General features: G+C 70.2%; 10 protein-coding genes. 4 read left to right on the top strand and 6 right to left on the bottom strand.

Annotated elements, in window-relative coordinates; genetic code table 11:
- Positions 1–61: 61 nt before the first annotated feature.
- The 3 genes from AC3EU2_RS17460 (at position 62) to AC3EU2_RS17450 (ending at position 6,291) form a co-directional block, all read left to right on the top strand.
- Positions 62–2,071 (top strand): APC family permease, encoded by a 2,010-nt coding sequence (locus AC3EU2_RS17460; RefSeq protein WP_488177542.1) that lies wholly within the window; start codon positions 62–64, stop codon positions 2,069–2,071.
- A complete protein-coding gene (locus AC3EU2_RS17455) occupies positions 2,068–3,375 on the top strand; it encodes a class I SAM-dependent RNA methyltransferase (RefSeq protein ID WP_488177541.1) in 1,308 nt (435 codons plus the stop codon). Before AC3EU2_RS17460 ends, AC3EU2_RS17455 begins: the two co-directional genes overlap by 4 nt.
- 105 nt (positions 3,376–3,480) lie before the next feature.
- Positions 3,481–6,291: an aconitate hydratase gene (locus AC3EU2_RS17450; protein ID WP_488177540.1), complete on the top strand. Its 2,811-nt coding sequence runs from the start codon at positions 3,481–3,483 to the stop codon at positions 6,289–6,291.
- A 101-nt stretch (positions 6,292–6,392) separates the two neighbouring features.
- Here the strand turns inward: AC3EU2_RS17450 and AC3EU2_RS17445 are convergent, their stop codons facing one another.
- The 5 genes from AC3EU2_RS17445 to AC3EU2_RS17425 are packed head-to-tail and all read right to left on the bottom strand — an operon-like array spanning position 6,393 to position 11,266.
- The gene (locus tag AC3EU2_RS17445; RefSeq protein WP_488177539.1) at positions 6,393–6,920 is read right to left on the bottom strand and encodes a DinB family protein; all 528 of its coding nucleotides are present in this window, start codon (positions 6,918–6,920) and stop codon (positions 6,393–6,395) included.
- Between the two features lie 40 nt (positions 6,921–6,960).
- Positions 6,961–7,815 carry a carbohydrate ABC transporter permease gene (locus AC3EU2_RS17440; protein ID WP_488177538.1) on the bottom strand — a complete coding sequence of 285 codons (855 nt, stop codon included), beginning with the start codon at positions 7,813–7,815 and terminating at the stop codon, positions 6,961–6,963.
- Positions 7,812–8,939 (bottom strand): carbohydrate ABC transporter permease, encoded by a 1,128-nt coding sequence (locus AC3EU2_RS17435; RefSeq protein WP_488177537.1) that lies wholly within the window; start codon positions 8,937–8,939, stop codon positions 7,812–7,814. The genes AC3EU2_RS17440 and AC3EU2_RS17435 overlap by 4 nt, the downstream gene beginning before the upstream one ends.
- Positions 8,940–8,942: 3 nt before the next feature.
- Positions 8,943–10,199 (bottom strand): extracellular solute-binding protein, encoded by a 1,257-nt coding sequence (locus AC3EU2_RS17430; RefSeq protein ID WP_488177536.1) that lies wholly within the window; start codon positions 10,197–10,199, stop codon positions 8,943–8,945.
- Between the two features lie 38 nt (positions 10,200–10,237).
- On the bottom strand, positions 10,238–11,266 hold the full coding sequence (locus tag AC3EU2_RS17425; protein ID WP_488177535.1) for a LacI family DNA-binding transcriptional regulator: 1,029 nt from the start codon (positions 11,264–11,266) through the stop codon (positions 10,238–10,240).
- A 163-nt stretch (positions 11,267–11,429) separates the two neighbouring features.
- On the opposite strand from AC3EU2_RS17425, the gene AC3EU2_RS17420 reads away from it, so the two are divergent.
- A complete protein-coding gene (locus AC3EU2_RS17420; RefSeq protein WP_488177534.1) occupies positions 11,430–13,478 on the top strand; it encodes an amylo-alpha-1,6-glucosidase in 2,049 nt (682 codons plus the stop codon).
- Between the two features lie 111 nt (positions 13,479–13,589).
- On the opposite strand, the gene AC3EU2_RS17415 is transcribed toward AC3EU2_RS17420, so the two are convergent.
- Positions 13,590–14,675, bottom strand: coding sequence for a hypothetical protein (locus AC3EU2_RS17415; protein ID WP_488177533.1), 1,086 nt, complete (start codon positions 14,673–14,675; stop codon positions 13,590–13,592).
- Between the last annotated feature and the right edge of the window lie 36 nt (positions 14,676–14,711).

Here is a 14,711-nt window from a genome sequence, read left to right as displayed (position 1 = left end):
TTCGACGCTACACCGGCGCACCCGGACCGCGTCGCGGCGCGCAGGTGCATAGAGTGGCGCCGTGAGCTCATCGGGTCGCGTCGTCAAGCGCGTCATTCTCGGCCGCGCGATGCGGTCGGACCGCCTGGGGGAGACCCTTCTCCCGAAACGACTGGCGCTCCCGGTCTTCGCCAGTGACGCCCTCTCGTCCGTGGCCTACGCGCCCGACGAGATCCTGCTGACCCTGGGGCTCGCGGGCGGCGCCCTCGCCGCGACCCACTCGTGGGAGATCGCCCTCGGGGTGGTCGTCGTCATGGCCGTCGTCGTGCTCAGCTACCGCCAGAACGTCCACGCCTACCCCTCCGGTGGCGGGGACTACGAGGTCGCCAGCGTCAACCTCGGCCCTCGGGCCGGGCTCACCGTGGGCAGCGCCCTGCTCGTCGACTACGTCCTCACCGTCGCCGTCTCGGTGTCCTCCGGAGTGCAGAACGCGGCGTCGGCGTTCACCTTCCTGCGCGGGCACGAGGTGGCCGCGGCGGTGACGATCGTCGTGCTGCTCACGGCGATGAACCTGCGCGGTGTGCGCGAGTCGGGCAAGGCGTTCGCCATCCCGACCTACCTCTTCATGGCCACCATCATCGGCATGGCCGTCATCGGCTTCTTCCGGGAGGCCGCCGGGACGCTCCCTCCCGCCGAGAGCGCGGCATACGAGCTCGCGCCCGTCGAGGGCATGGGTGCCCTCGGCACGGCGGCGATGGCCTTCCTCCTCCTGCGCGCCTTCTCCTCGGGCTGCGCCGCCCTCACCGGGGTCGAGGCGATCTCCAACGGGGTGCCGGCGTTCGAGAAGCCCAAGAGCCGCAACGCCGCGACGACGCTGGCGCTCATGGGCGGCGTGGCGATCACGATGCTCGTCTCGATGATCGCGCTGGCGCGCTGGACCGGCGTCAAGATCGCCGAGGACCCCGAGACCCAGCTGCTCCAGGACGGTCGGCCGCTCGGGGAGGGCCACATCCAGGACACCGTCATGGGCCAGGTCGCCAAGTCGGTGTTCGACAACTTCCACCCCGGCGTCGTCCTCGTCTCGATCGTCACCGGGCTCATCCTCGTGCTCGCCGCCAACACCGCCTTCAACGGCTTCCCGGTGCTCGGCTCGATCCTCGCCCGCGACGGCTTCCTGCCGCGACAGCTCCACACCCGCGGCGACCGGCTCGCCTTCTCCAACGGCATCCTCCTGCTCGCCGGGGCGGCCGCGGTCCTCATCGCGCTCTACGACGCGCAGGTCAGCAAGCTCATCCAGCTCTACATCGTCGGGGTCTTCGTCTCGTTCACGTTGAGCCAGATCGGCATGGTGCGGCACTGGAACCGCCACCTGGCGCTGGAGCGCGACCGGCGAGCGCGGGCGCGCATGCAGCGCAGCCGGATCATCAACGGTGTCGGCGCGGCCATGTCCGGGCTCGTCCTGGTCGTCGTGCTCGCGACGAAGTTCCTCCACGGCGCCGGCTACGCGATCGCGGCGATGGCCGTGCTCTTCGCGATCATGGTCGCGATCCGCAAGCACTACGACCACGTCCGCAGCGAGCTCGCCGTGGTGCCGGGGGACACGAAGGCGCAGCTGCTGCCGTCCCGCGTCCACGCCATCGTCCTCGTGTCCAAGATCCACAAGCCGACGCTGCGGGCCCTCTCCTACGCGCGCGCCACCCGCCCCTCGATCCTCGAGGCGCTCACCGTCGACGTCGACCCCGACGAGACCGCGACGCTCCAGCGCGAGTGGGACACCCGCGACATCCCCGTGGCGCTCAAGGTGCTCGAGTCCCCGTACCGCGAGATCACCCGACCGGTCGTCGACTACGTCAAGTCCGTGCGCAGCGACAACCCGCGCGACCTCGTCGTCGTCTACATCCCCCAGTACGTCCTCGGCCACTGGTGGGAGCAGGTGCTCCACAACCAGAGCGCGCTGCGCCTGCGGACCCGGCTGCTCTTCACGCCGGGCGTCATGGTCTCGAGCGTGCCCTGGCAGCTCGCCTCGTCCGCGGGGGTCGAGGACCGGCTCGACGGTCCGGTCGCCGGTGACGTGCGGCGCGGCGAAGGATGAGCGAGGGGACGCCGCCCGTCCCCGCCGCGGACGCGCTCGGCGTCGGTGACGAGGTCGAGGTCGACGCGGGGCCGATCGCCCACGGCGGGTTCGTCGTCGCCCGCCACGAGGGCCGGGTCCTGTTCGTGCGGCACGCGATCCCCGGCGAGCGCGTGCGGGCCCGCGTCACCGAGGGCGGTGCGGGGGACCGGTTCCTGCGCGCGGACGCCGTCGCGGTGCTCGACGCCTCACCGGAGCGGCTCGAACCGCCCTGCCCGTATGCCGGCCCCGGACTCTGCGGGGGCTGCGACTTCCAGCACGTCCGGGTCCCCGAGCAGCGGCGGCTCAAGGCGGCGGTCGTGCAGGAGCAGCTGCGCCGCCTGGCCGGTCTCGACCGTGAGGTCACGGTCGAGCCCGTGCCCGGCGACGCCGACGGACTGCGGTGGCGCACCCGCACGGAGTTCGCCGTCGACCCCTCCGGCCGGGCCGGCATGCGACGTCATCGCTCCCACGACATCCTGCCCGTCGACGACTGCCTCATCGCGAGCGAGCGGGTCATCGGCACCGGTGTGCTGCAGGGCGACTGGTCCGGGGAGAAGGCCGTCGACGTCGTCGCGCCGGGCGTCGGGTCGCCCGTCGTCGTCCGCGTCCCGTCCGGTGCCGACGACGCGCCTGTCGTGACCGAACGCGTAGAGGCACGGGCTCTGTCCCGTGACGTCGACGTGAGTGCCCGTGGCTTCTGGCAGGTCCACCCCGGTGCGGCCGCCACCTTCGTCGACGCGGTCCTCGACGGGGTGCAGCCTCGTGCGGGCGAGCGCTGCCTCGACCTCTACGCCGGCGTCGGCGTCTTCGCGTCGGCCCTCGCCCTCGCGGTGGGGGAGGGCGGGCAGGTCGTCGCCGTCGAGTCCGACCCGGCCGCGGTCGCGCAGGCGCGCCTCAACCTCGAGTCCACGCCGTGGGTCCACTACGTCCAGGGCCGCGTCGACCACGTCTTCGGCGTCGAGTCGACCGGTCGCGTCGCCGGCCCCCGGCGAGGCCGTCGGCGCGCCACACCCCGCCGTCCGCACAGCGACCTCCCGCCGTCGGCCGACGTCGTCGTCCTCGACCCGCCGCGCACCGGGGCGGGCAAGGCGGTCGTCGACGCCGTCGTCGCCCTCGGGCCCCGAGCCCTCGCCTACGTGGCGTGCGACCCGGCAGCGTTGGCCCGCGACACGGCATACCTCATGGGTCGTGGCTACACGCTCGGGTCGCTGCGCGCCTTCGACGCGTTCCCGATGACCCACCACGTCGAGTGCGTGGCGATCTTCGGGCCGCAGCACTCGTGAGCCCGGACCGGGCGTGGGAAGGTGGACAGGGACGGCTCACCATAGTATCTTGACATCAAGATAAATGGTCGATCAGACGCGATGACGCGTGGAAGGAGCAGGCTCGTGACGAGCACTGACAGCTTCAAGGCACACGGCGAACTCCAGGTGGGTGACAAGGCCTACGACATCTACCGCCTCTCGGCGGTCGAGGGCAGCGAGACTCTGCCGTACAGCCTCAAGGTCCTCCTCGAGAACCTTCTGCGGACCGAGGACGGCGCCAACATCACCGCCGACCACATCCGCGCCCTCGGCGGCTGGGACGAGAACGCCCAGCCCGACACCGAGATCCAGTTCACGCCGGCGCGCGTGATCATGCAGGACTTCACCGGCGTGCCCTGCGTCGTCGACCTCGCCACCATGCGCGAGGCCGTCGCCGACCTCGGCGGCAACCCCGAGAAGATCAACCCGCTCGCGCCCGCCGAGCTCGTCATCGACCACTCCGTCATCATCGACGTGTTCGGTCGCTCGGACGCCTTCGAGCGCAACGTCGAGATCGAGTACCAGCGCAACCACGAGCGCTACAAGTTCCTCCGCTGGGGCCAGACCGCGTTCGACGACTTCAAGGTCGTCCCGCCGGGCACCGGCATCGTCCACCAGGTCAACATCGAGCACCTCGCCCGCACCGTCATGACGCGCACGGAGAACACTGCCGACGGGTCCGTGACCTTGGCCTACCCCGACACCTGTGTCGGCACCGACAGCCACACGACGATGGTCAACGGTCTCGGCGTCCTCGGCTGGGGCGTCGGCGGCATCGAGGCCGAGGCGGCCATGCTCGGCCAGCCCGTCTCGATGCTCATCCCGCGCGTCGTCGGCTTCAAGCTGTCCGGCTCGGTGCCCCAGGGTGCGACGGCCACCGACGTCGTCCTCACGATCACCGAGATGCTGCGCAAGCACGGTGTCGTCGGGAAGTTCGTCGAGTTCTACGGTGAGGGTGTCGGGGCCGTCCCGCTGGCCAACCGCGCCACGATCGGCAACATGAGCCCGGAGTTCGGGTCGACGTGCGCGATCTTCCCGATCGACGACGTGACGCTGGAGTACCTGCGCCTCACCGGCCGCTCCGAGGAGTCGGTCGCCCTCGTCGAGGCCTACGCCAAGGAGCAGGGCATGTGGCTCCACGCGGGGCCGGACCAGCCCGAGGCCCGCTACTCCGAGCGCCTCGAGCTCGACCTGTCCACGGTCGTCCCCTCCATCGCCGGGCCGAAGCGCCCGCAGGACCGGATCTCGCTCACCGCCGCGAAGGAGTCCTTCCGCAAGGTCCTGCCGACCTACGTCTCGCACCAGGAGGGCGACGAGGGCGACGCGACGTCGTTCCCCGCGAGCGACCCGACGCCGCAGGGCTCGCCCGAGGGCCAGAACGGCGGAGACAAGCCGGCCGACCAGGGCAACGGCCTCGACCGGCCGACGCGCAGGGTCGCGATCACCATCGACGGCCAGGCGACCGAGGTCGACCACGGCATCGTCGCGATCGCCTCGATCACGTCGTGCACCAACACCTCGAACCCGTCGGTCATGATGGCGGCGGCCATGCTCGCCAAGAACGCGGTCGACAGGGGTCTCACCGTCGCCCCGTGGGTCAAGACCTCGATGGCCCCCGGCTCCAAGGTCGTCACCGGCTACTACGAGAAGGCCGGCATGTGGCCCTACCTCGAGAAGCTCGGCTTCCACCTCGTCGGCTACGGCTGCACGACCTGCATCGGCAACTCCGGCCCGATCATCGACGAGGTCAGCCGGGCCGTGAACGAGCACGACCTCGCCGTCGTGTCGGTCCTGTCGGGCAACCGCAACTTCGAGGGCCGGATCAACCCCGACGTGAAGATGAACTACCTCGCGTCGCCGCCCCTCGTCATCGCCTACGCCCTCGCCGGGACGATGGACTTCGACTTCGACACCGACTCGCTCGGCACGGACCACGACGGCAAGGACGTCTTCCTCAAGGACATCTGGCCGAGCCCGACCGACGTCGAGTCCACCATCGCCGGTGCCATCAGCCAGAAGCTCTTCACCGACGACTACGCCGACGTCTTCGCCGGGGACGAGCGGTGGCAGAGCCTGCCCACCCCCGAGGGCAACACCTTCGAGTGGGACCCCGAGTCGACCTACGTCCGCAAGCCCCCGTACTTCGACGGCATGCAGATGGAGACGACCCCGGTCACCGACATCGAGGGCGCCCGCGTCCTCGCGAAGCTCGGCGACTCGGTGACGACCGACCACATCAGCCCGGCCGGTGCGATCAAGACCGAGAGCCCCGCCGGCAGGTACCTCGCGGACCACGGCGTCGAGCGCAAGGACTTCAACTCCTACGGCTCACGACGCGGCAACCACGAGATCATGATCCGCGGCACCTTCGCGAACATCCGGCTCAGGAACCTGCTCCTCGACGGGGTCGAGGGTGGCTTCACCCGCGACTTCACCCAGGGCGGAGAGCAGAGCACGATCTTCGACGCGTCCGCCAGCTACCAGGCGGCGGGCACCCCGCTCGTCATCCTGGCCGGCAAGGAGTACGGCTCCGGCTCCTCGCGTGACTGGGCCGCGAAGGGCACCGCCCTCCTCGGCGTGCGGGCCGTCATCACCGAGAGCTACGAGCGCATCCACCGCTCCAACCTCATCGGCATGGGCGTGCTGCCACTGCAGTTCCCCGAGGGCCAGAACGCCGACTCGCTCGGGCTCGACGGCACGGAGACCTTCTCGGTCTCCGGCGTCACCGAGCTCAACGAGGGCCGCACGCCGAAGACGGTCAGGGTCGTCGCCTCCAAGGAGGGCGGCGAGGACGTGAGCTTCGACGCGGTCCTGCGGATCGACACCCCCGGTGAGGCCGACTACTACCGCAACGGCGGCATCCTCCAGTACGTCCTGCGTTCGCTCGTGAAGTAGTCCCGACCCCGTCGGGAGACGACGACGCCGGTATGCCGTGAGCTCACGGCATACCGGCGTCGTGCGTTCTCCGCCCGGGGGGTCGAGACGGGTCGGCGGGATCAGCCCATCGTCTTCTGGCCGTCGAGGGATTCGCGGATGATGTCGGCGTGGCCCGAGTGCTGCGCGGTCTCGGCGGCGATGTGGAGCAGGACCCGGCGCGCCGTCCAGCGCGCACCCGGCTCGTACCACGGGGCCTCCGGCAGCGGCTGGCTCGCATCGAGGTCGGGAAGCGTCTCCACGAGGGAGTCGGTCGCCGCGGCGACCTCGTCGTAGGTCGCGAGCAGGCCCTCGAGGGTCTCGTCCTCGGTCATCCGGTGGGTGTCCATGAACGCGCGGACCTCCGGCGGCGGGTCGCTCCAGTCGACGCTCTCCCAGTCGACCCGCCCTCCCTGCTGCGGGCCGTCGGTGATGAAGCTCGCCCACTGCCGCTCGGTGGCGGCGACGTGCTTGATGAGACCGCCGAGGGTCAGCTCGCTGACCGTGGTGCGCTCCCGCGCCTGGTCGTCGGTGATGCCCTGCACGGTGAACCGCAGGAACTGGCGGTGCGCCCGCAGGAACTCGATGAGGTCGGAGCGTTCGATGTCCATGACGAGACGCTACCGGTGCGGCCCGACCGTGGTCAGTGGCTCACCCCTTGACCCCGCCCTCGTTGGCGCCCGAGGTGAAGTGGCGCTGGAAGACGAAGAACAGGATCGCGACCGGGATCGTCGTGATCAGTGCTGCCCCCAGCTTGAGCGGGTACTGCGTCCCCGCGCTGAGCTCGCCACTGGCAAGGCTCGCCAGGCCGGTGACGAGGGTGCGTTTCTCGACGTCCTGCGTGACGACGAGGAAGTGGGTGAACTCGTTCCAGGAGCCTTGGAACGACAGGATCGTCAGGGTGATGATGGCCGGCTTCGCCATGGGGAGCACGACCGACCAGAAGGTGCGGAAGACGCTGGCTCCGTCGATGCGGGCGGCCTCCTCGATCGAGATGGGGATCGAGTCGAAGAACTGCTTCATGATGAAGACGCCGGCGGCATCGACGATGAGGGGCAGGATCATCGCGGTGTAGGTGTCGTAGATGCCCAGGTAGTTGACGATGAGGAACCGGGGAAGGAGCAGCGCCACCCCGGGCACACTCATCACGGCGAGCACCGTCGCGAACATGAAGCCGCGGCCGCGGAACTTCAGCCGCGACAGTGCGTACCCGGCGAGGCTGTCGAGGAAGACCCGCAGGACCGTGACGACGGAGGCCACGAAGAAGGAGTTCATGGTCCACAGGGGGATGGGAACCGCCGAGCCGCCCTCGAGTCCGAAGATCCGCCGCCAGGCGTCGAGGTCCAGCGGGTTGGGGATCAGGCTGAGCGGGTCCTCCGTGGCTGCCGGGTTGGACTTGAACGAGGTCGCGATCTGGATGAAGAACGGGTAGATGAACCCGATCGCGAACAGGATGAGCAGGCCATAGAGCACCAGCAGCTTCCACTGGGGTGTGCGGAGGGTCATTTCCTTGCTCCGGTCTGGGTGTTGGAGGCCGCGATGCTCGCCGCTCTCGCCTTGCGCCTCGACGGCACGTCACGGTCTCGCAGGAGCCATCGCTGGCCGGAGGTGAGGGCGATGATGAGGGCGAAGACGACGAACGAGATCGCCGCCCCCGTGCCGTAGTCGAGGGTCGTGAACGCCTGCTTGTAGGAGAGGAACGCCGGCGTCAACGTCGTGTTCGCCGGCGCGCCTTTGCCCATGACGTAGATCTGGTCGAAGATCTGCCACGTGCCGATGAGCCCGAGGGTCGTCACGAGGAAGAAGGCCGGCTTGAGGATCGGCACCGTGACGTGACGCATCTTCTGCCACCCCGTGGTGCCGTCGAGCATCGCGGCCTCCTCGACCTCGACCGGGACGTCCTGCAGGGCCGCGAGGAACATGAGCATGAACGTGCCCGTCGTCGTCCAGATGACGAGGATGATGACGACGCACATGGCCACCGACGGTCCGGAGAACCAGTCCCATAGGCTCCGGCCGAACACCTCGGCCTGGGCGAAGCCCGGGGCCGTGTCGACGCCGACCCCTCCGGCGGCGATGTGGAACAGCCCACGCGAGTCGCTGAACCACGCCGGGCCGTCGACCCCGAGCTTGCCCAGGACGGCGTTGACCGCCCCCGAGTTCGCGAAGAGGAAGATGAAGACGACCGAGATGGCGATGGAGCTGGTCACCGAGGGGAAGTAGAACGCGGTGCGGAAGAAGCTCTTGCCCTTGAGGAACTTGTTGTTGACGATGATGGCGAGGAAGAACGACAACGCGGTCTGGAGGGGGACGACGAAGAAGACGAACCAGAAGTTGTTGCCGAGGCTCTGCATGAAGTTCTGCCGACGAAGACCGTCCTCGGCGAAGAGGGAGGTGTAGTTGTCGACCCCGACGAACTTCGCGTTGCCCCCACCCGTGAACGGCGAGCCGTTGCCGTTCCAGCTGGTCAGGCTCACGTAGAAGGCCATGAGCACCGGGATGAACAGGAAGATCCCGAGGATGACGAGCATGGGGGCGGTGAACAGCCATCCGGCGGTGGTCTCACCCCCGCGGGTACCGCCGCGGCCGGGAGCTTTCCGGCCGCGGCGGGGTGTGGTGGCTGTTGACATCGGTCACTTCCCGCCGAGGGCGGAGGCGCCGTTCTTCTGCAGGCTCTCGAGGATGGCCTTGGGCTCCTTGACCTTCAGCTGCTCGAGGTCGGTGTTGAACGCGGCCATGACCGGGTCGAACCCGGGGGCGTTGACCGGGCCCTGACCGTACTCACCGCCGGCGGCGAAGGCGGCGTCGTTGGGGAACTGCTGCGCGTACTGCTGGCTGCCCTCCTTCGTCGACGGCATGACGCCGAAGGCCTTGGCGAACTCCATCTGCTGCGTGGTCGACGTCAGCGTCTTGACGAGGTCGACTGCGGCGGCCTGCGCCTTGGACTTGGCGGCGATGCCCCAGCAGTTGCTGAAGAGGAGGGTGCCCTTCCCGGCGGGGCCCTCGGGGAGCTCGACGACCTTGGACTTGATGTTGGGGAAGTCCTTGGTGAGGGCGCCGCGGATCCAGTTGCCCTCGATCGTCATGGCCGCGACGCCCTTGCCGAGCGCCTCTCCGCCCCAGCCGGAGTCGACCTCCTTGGCGTACTTCATCGTCCCCGCCGCGATCATCTTCTTGGCCTGGGTGAGCCCCGCGAGGTTCTCGGCGGAGTCGGCCGTGACCTCGGTGCCGTCCTCGTTGACGACCCAGCCACCCGCCTGCCGCATGAAGACCCCGAGACGGGCCCACTCGCCGCTGACGACGAGGCCGGTGACCTTGCCGCTGGTGAGCTTGGTGGCGGCTGCCTCGAGACCGGCCCAGTCCTTGGGGATGTCGGCGTCGGTGAGGCCGGCCTTGGTCCACAGGTCGGTGTTGATGACGAGCGCCAGCGTCGAGAAGTCCTTGGGTGCGCACTGCAGCTTGTCGTCGTACGTGTAGGTCTTGATGAGGCTGTCGAGGAAGCCCGCGTCCTTGACCTGGTCGCCGTAGGCGAAGAGGTTCCCGGCCTTGGCGAAGTCGCCGATGCGGGCCGCGTCGGCGTAGAAGATGTCCGGCGGGGTCCCACCGGCGAAGCCCTGGCCGAGCTGCTGGTTGAGGTCGGAGGCGACGAGGACCTCGGCGGTGTTGCCGGTCTTCTTCGCCCACCCGTCCGCAGCGGCCTTGACCGCGGCGGTCTCGGCGTCACCCGAGGTTCCGATGAGGATCTGGAGCTTGGCGGGTCCGGTCGACTGCTGCGGGGCCGAGGACTCCTCCTCGAACCCTCCTCCGCCGCCGCACGCGGCGAGGGAGAGGACGACGCCTGCGGCGCAGACGATGGCGGCGCGGGAGCGGCGAGCGCGGTTGGTGTTCATGACTTCTCCTGGTGGTGGGTGGCAGGGATGGTGGGAGATCAGGGTTGTGAGCTGGAGCCCCGGACGAGGGTCGGGGTGAGCATGGAGCCGGTGGCGTGCCCACGACCGGTCGTCAGCTGGTCGTGGACCTGGGTGAGCAGCTCGTCGGCGATGGCCCGGTAGGGCTGGGCGATGCTGGTGACGCCGTGGGCGCGGGCGGACTGGGAGCCGTCGAAGCCGACGATCCCCACGTCTCGGCCCGGTGTCATCCCGCGGGTGAGGAGGACCTCGTGGACGGCCAGGGCGAGCATGTCCGAGGCGCAGACGACCGCGCCGCCGCGCCCGACCCGCTCGACCAGGGGGCCGGCCGCGGCGATCGCGTCGGGGAACCGCTGCTCGGTCGTGGCCTGCAGGGAGGGGTCCGCGCGGTCGTGGCGGGACGTGGCGTCGACCCATCCCTGGTGGCGCTCGTCGCCGACGAGGGAGCCCGCGGGCCAGCCGAGGAACCCGATGGGGCCGTAGCCGCGTGACACGAGGTGCTCCACCGCGGCGTCGGTCCCCGCGCGGCCGTCGACGTCGGCCCAGGCGGTGAACGAGGGGTCGTCCCAGACCCGGCCGAACGACGCGAACGGGATCCCGTGGTCGGCCAGCCACGCTGGGCGGGGGTCGTCGTGGTGGGTGTCCATGATGACGAAGGCGTCGACGAGGCGGCTTCGCCACATCTCGCGGTACTGCTCGAGGACCGGGCCGCCCCGGTCCGACCCGAACGTCACGATGTGGCACTCGTGGCTCGGGGCGCAGATGGTGAGCGAGACGAGGAACGGAGCCAAGGCGTCGCTGAGCGTCTCCGCCCCCTGCCCGGTGAGCTCCATGCCCACCGCGCCGGCCCGTTGCTGCCGCAGTGAGCTCGCGGCGGTGGAGGGGGAGTAGCCCAGCCGGTCGATCTCGGCGTGGACCCGCTGCAGCGTCTGGGGGCGGACCCGCTCGGGGTGCATGAGGGCGTTCGAGACGGTCTGCCGCGACACGCCGGCGGCCGAGGCGACGTCGTTGACGGTCGCGCGCGCGCGGGCGGACGGCGGCGTCGCCATGGCGGACCTCCTCGACGGTGAGAAGCGGTGCGATCATCGGCCTGCCGAGCATCCGCTCGAATTTGAACCTTCAAATCGCTAAGGTGCTCACTGTGACCCCGACCACGTTTGGCTGTCAAGTGATGCAGCGCGCCGATCTCGGCGCCGAGGATCGAGGGTCCGTATGACCCGCTATGTGCAGCCCTGGCTCCACGAGTTCGAGATCGCGGTGCGGGGGAACGTCACCAGCATGACGGACCGGCACGGCGACGCGGGCAGTCCCGGCACCGGCCTGTTCGTCGACGACCGCCGGGTTCTCTCGGTGTGGGAGGTCCGCGTCGAGGGGGAGCGACCGGCGTGGCTCGCCGCGGCGAGCTCCGGCCCGACGACGAGGGTCTCGACCCTCCTCCGCTCACTCGGGGACGCGGGCGCGGACCCGACGGTGGAGCTCCTCCGCGAACGCGTGCTGGTGGACCAGGGGATGCACGAGACGTTGACGATCGCCTCGCACGCCGCGGCACCCGTCGAGGTGCGGCTCTCGATCCGGCTCGGTGGTGACGGCGCCGACGTGGCCACGGTCAAGGGAGGCGCCTCCGGCGAGGTCCTCCCGACCCTGGCCATGGGGGACTGTGTGACGTGGGAGGACGAGCGGCACACGACGACGTTCACGGCGGACGAGGGGGCCGCCGGCCGCGACGACGACGGTGGCACGACCTGGGTCTGGTCGACCACGGTCGGGCCGGGCAGCACCGCGGCCTTGCGGACCAGCGTGACGAGCCGGCGGCGCGGCAACCCGGTCTTCGCGACCGACGCCGGCTGGCACGCGATCGACTGGGATGGTGTGGCGATCGAGTCCGCGGACCCCCGACCCGGACGGCTCATGGCCCAGTCGCTCGTCGACCTGCGCGGGCTCCTGCTCACCGACCCAGAGTCGCCCGGGGACGTCTTCGCCGCAGCAGGGACGCCCTGGTACCTCACGCTGTTCGGCCGCGACTCCCTGTGGACGGCCCGCTTCATGCTCCCGTTCGGCACCGACCTCGCCCGAGGGACCCTGCGGGCACTGGCGCGTCGCCAGGGGACGGTGAATGACAGCGCCACCGCGTCCGCGCCGGGCAAGATCCTGCACGAGGTGCGGCGCAGCACCTACGTCGACCCGGTGACGGGCATGACGTTGCCGCCGGTCTACTACGGCTCGGTCGACGCCACGCCGCTCTGGGTCCGGCTGCTGCACGACGCCTGGCGGTGGGGCCTGGACGAGCAGGTCGTCCGCGAGCTTGAGCCGAACCTCCGTGCCGCCCTGTCGTGGATGCGCGCAGAGGCCGAGCGCGGGGACGGGCTGCTGCGCTACGTCGACGAGACCGGTTCCGGTCTGGAGAACCAGGGGTGGAAGGACTCTGGGGACTCGATGCGCCGCAGCGACGGCACGATCGCCGACGCTCCCATCGCCCTCGTGGAGACCCAGGCGTATGCCGTCGCGGCGGCTCGCGGTGCGGCACACCTCTTCGAGTCCGTCCTCGGTGAGTCCGGCGACCCGTGGCGCACGTGGGCCGACGAGCTGACGGACACGCTGCGCGAACGGTTCTGGGTCGACTCTCCGTCGGTCCGCCACCTCTCGATGGCGATCGGCGGCGACGGCCGGCCCGTCGACGGGGTCGGGAGCAACATGGGACACGTCCTCGGGACGGGCGTGCTCAGCGCTCCCGAGGCCCGACGCACGGCGCACGTCCTCACCGCTCCGGACATGCTCGGCGCGGCGGGGGTGCGCACCCTGTCCCGGGACAACCCGGCATACAACCCCGTCGGCTACCACACCGGATCGGTCTGGACGCACGACAACGCCATCGCGGCTCTCGGGCTGGCCCAGGAGGGCTTCACGGACGAGGCCGCACGGGTGCTCGGCGCCCTCGTGGAGGTCGGCTCGTGGACGGGCAACCGGTGGCCCGAGCTGTTCGGGGGAGAGCTGCTCATGGGGCGCCCGGTGCCCTACCCCGCGTCGTGTCGGCCGCAGGCGTGGGCCGCGGCCTCTGCGGGCGCACTCGTCGAGGTGGGGCTCGGCCTCAGCGCCGACGCCCCGAACCGCACCCTCGCGATCGCCCCGATCAGCCCGGCGCCGTTCGGCGCGACGACGGTGCGGGGGATCCGGGTCGGCGACGTCGAGGTGTCGGTCTCGGTGAACGCAGACGGAGAGGTCGTGGACGTGCAGGCACCTGGGCTCGAGGTCGTCGTCGGCTGACATCCGGCCACCGGTGAAGGACTATCTTTCGGGCGGTTTTCGCGGTGCCGGTCCGACACGCCGACCTCTGAGCGACCCTGTCGTACAAGGCAATTCAGACAAAACCGCAGTTCAGGGGGGTGGTACTGACGAGTAGTCACTCGCTCGCACGTCCTTTCTCGCCCGTTGCGCTCCCGTCAGATGTGCGCTCGACTTGCGATGATCGAACTCCAACGGGTTCAGGAATGGGGGGTGTGTCGTGGGCGCTGTGTCGTCTCGCATCGGCCTGGTCAGGCTGGTGATGGGCGCTGCGTTCATGATCCTCGGGTTCTTCCTCGCCTCGACGACGGAGGCACGGGCCGACGACGTCGGCCTTCTCGGCGCCACCGGCGCGAGTGGTGCGGTCCACCAGGTCGTCGCCACGACAACCGCGGTCGTCGACCCTCCGCCGGCTTCGCAACCGACCTCGACGTCCGTCACGAAGGTCCTCGGCAGCACCACCGCAGTGGTTGACAGCGTCGTCGCTGAGTCCAACGCGGTCGTCGAGAAGCCTGTCAGGACAGTCGAATCCGTGGTGACCAACCCTGTCAAGGCGGTGACCGCCGTGGTGGCGGAGCCCGTCGCGGTCGTCGCGACGAGCACCAGCGCCGTGATCTCCACGGCCACGTCCGTCGTGAAGCCAGCGACGGACGCCGTGGTTCGCGCCGTCGAGCCCATCGTTGCTCCGGTGACCGCCGCCGTCGTCACTCCGATCCTCCCCGTGCTCGACCCCGTGACTTCGGTGCTCGATCCCGTTGCACCGGTGCTCGATCCCGCAGTGGGCGTCGTCGAGCCCGTGGCCGCCGTCGTTCCGTCGACTCCCGTGACCGACGTTCCGGGAGCGGCCGGAGCAGACATCGGCGCCGAGCTTCTTCCGACGGACACCACCTCGGGGACCTCCGTCGTCGTGGCCGTGCCGGCTGCCCCCGTGGGCGTCGACCGCATCGGCGCGGCGGCAGCCTCGGCGACGGCTTCACCCGCAGCCCTGCACTCCACGCGTGTCGAGCGGGCCGCGTCCGTCGTCCAGCCGACCGGTGCACACCGTCCGTCTGACACACCGACGCCCGCCCCGTCGCAGCCCGGTCCCGCCGTCGTCCCCGGATCGGGTTCCACGGGGTCCGCGGGCTCCGCAGCAGCCCCGGATGCAGCAACCGCCCCCAGCACGCTCACCTTGCCCACCAGCTCCTCTGCCGCACTGACGTCGCACACGTCGCT

It is taken from the genome of Knoellia sp. B-D-2 (genome assembly GCF_057714695.1).
The sequence above is the reverse complement of the archived record's forward strand: the minus strand, read 5'-3'. Positions and strand labels throughout refer to the sequence as shown.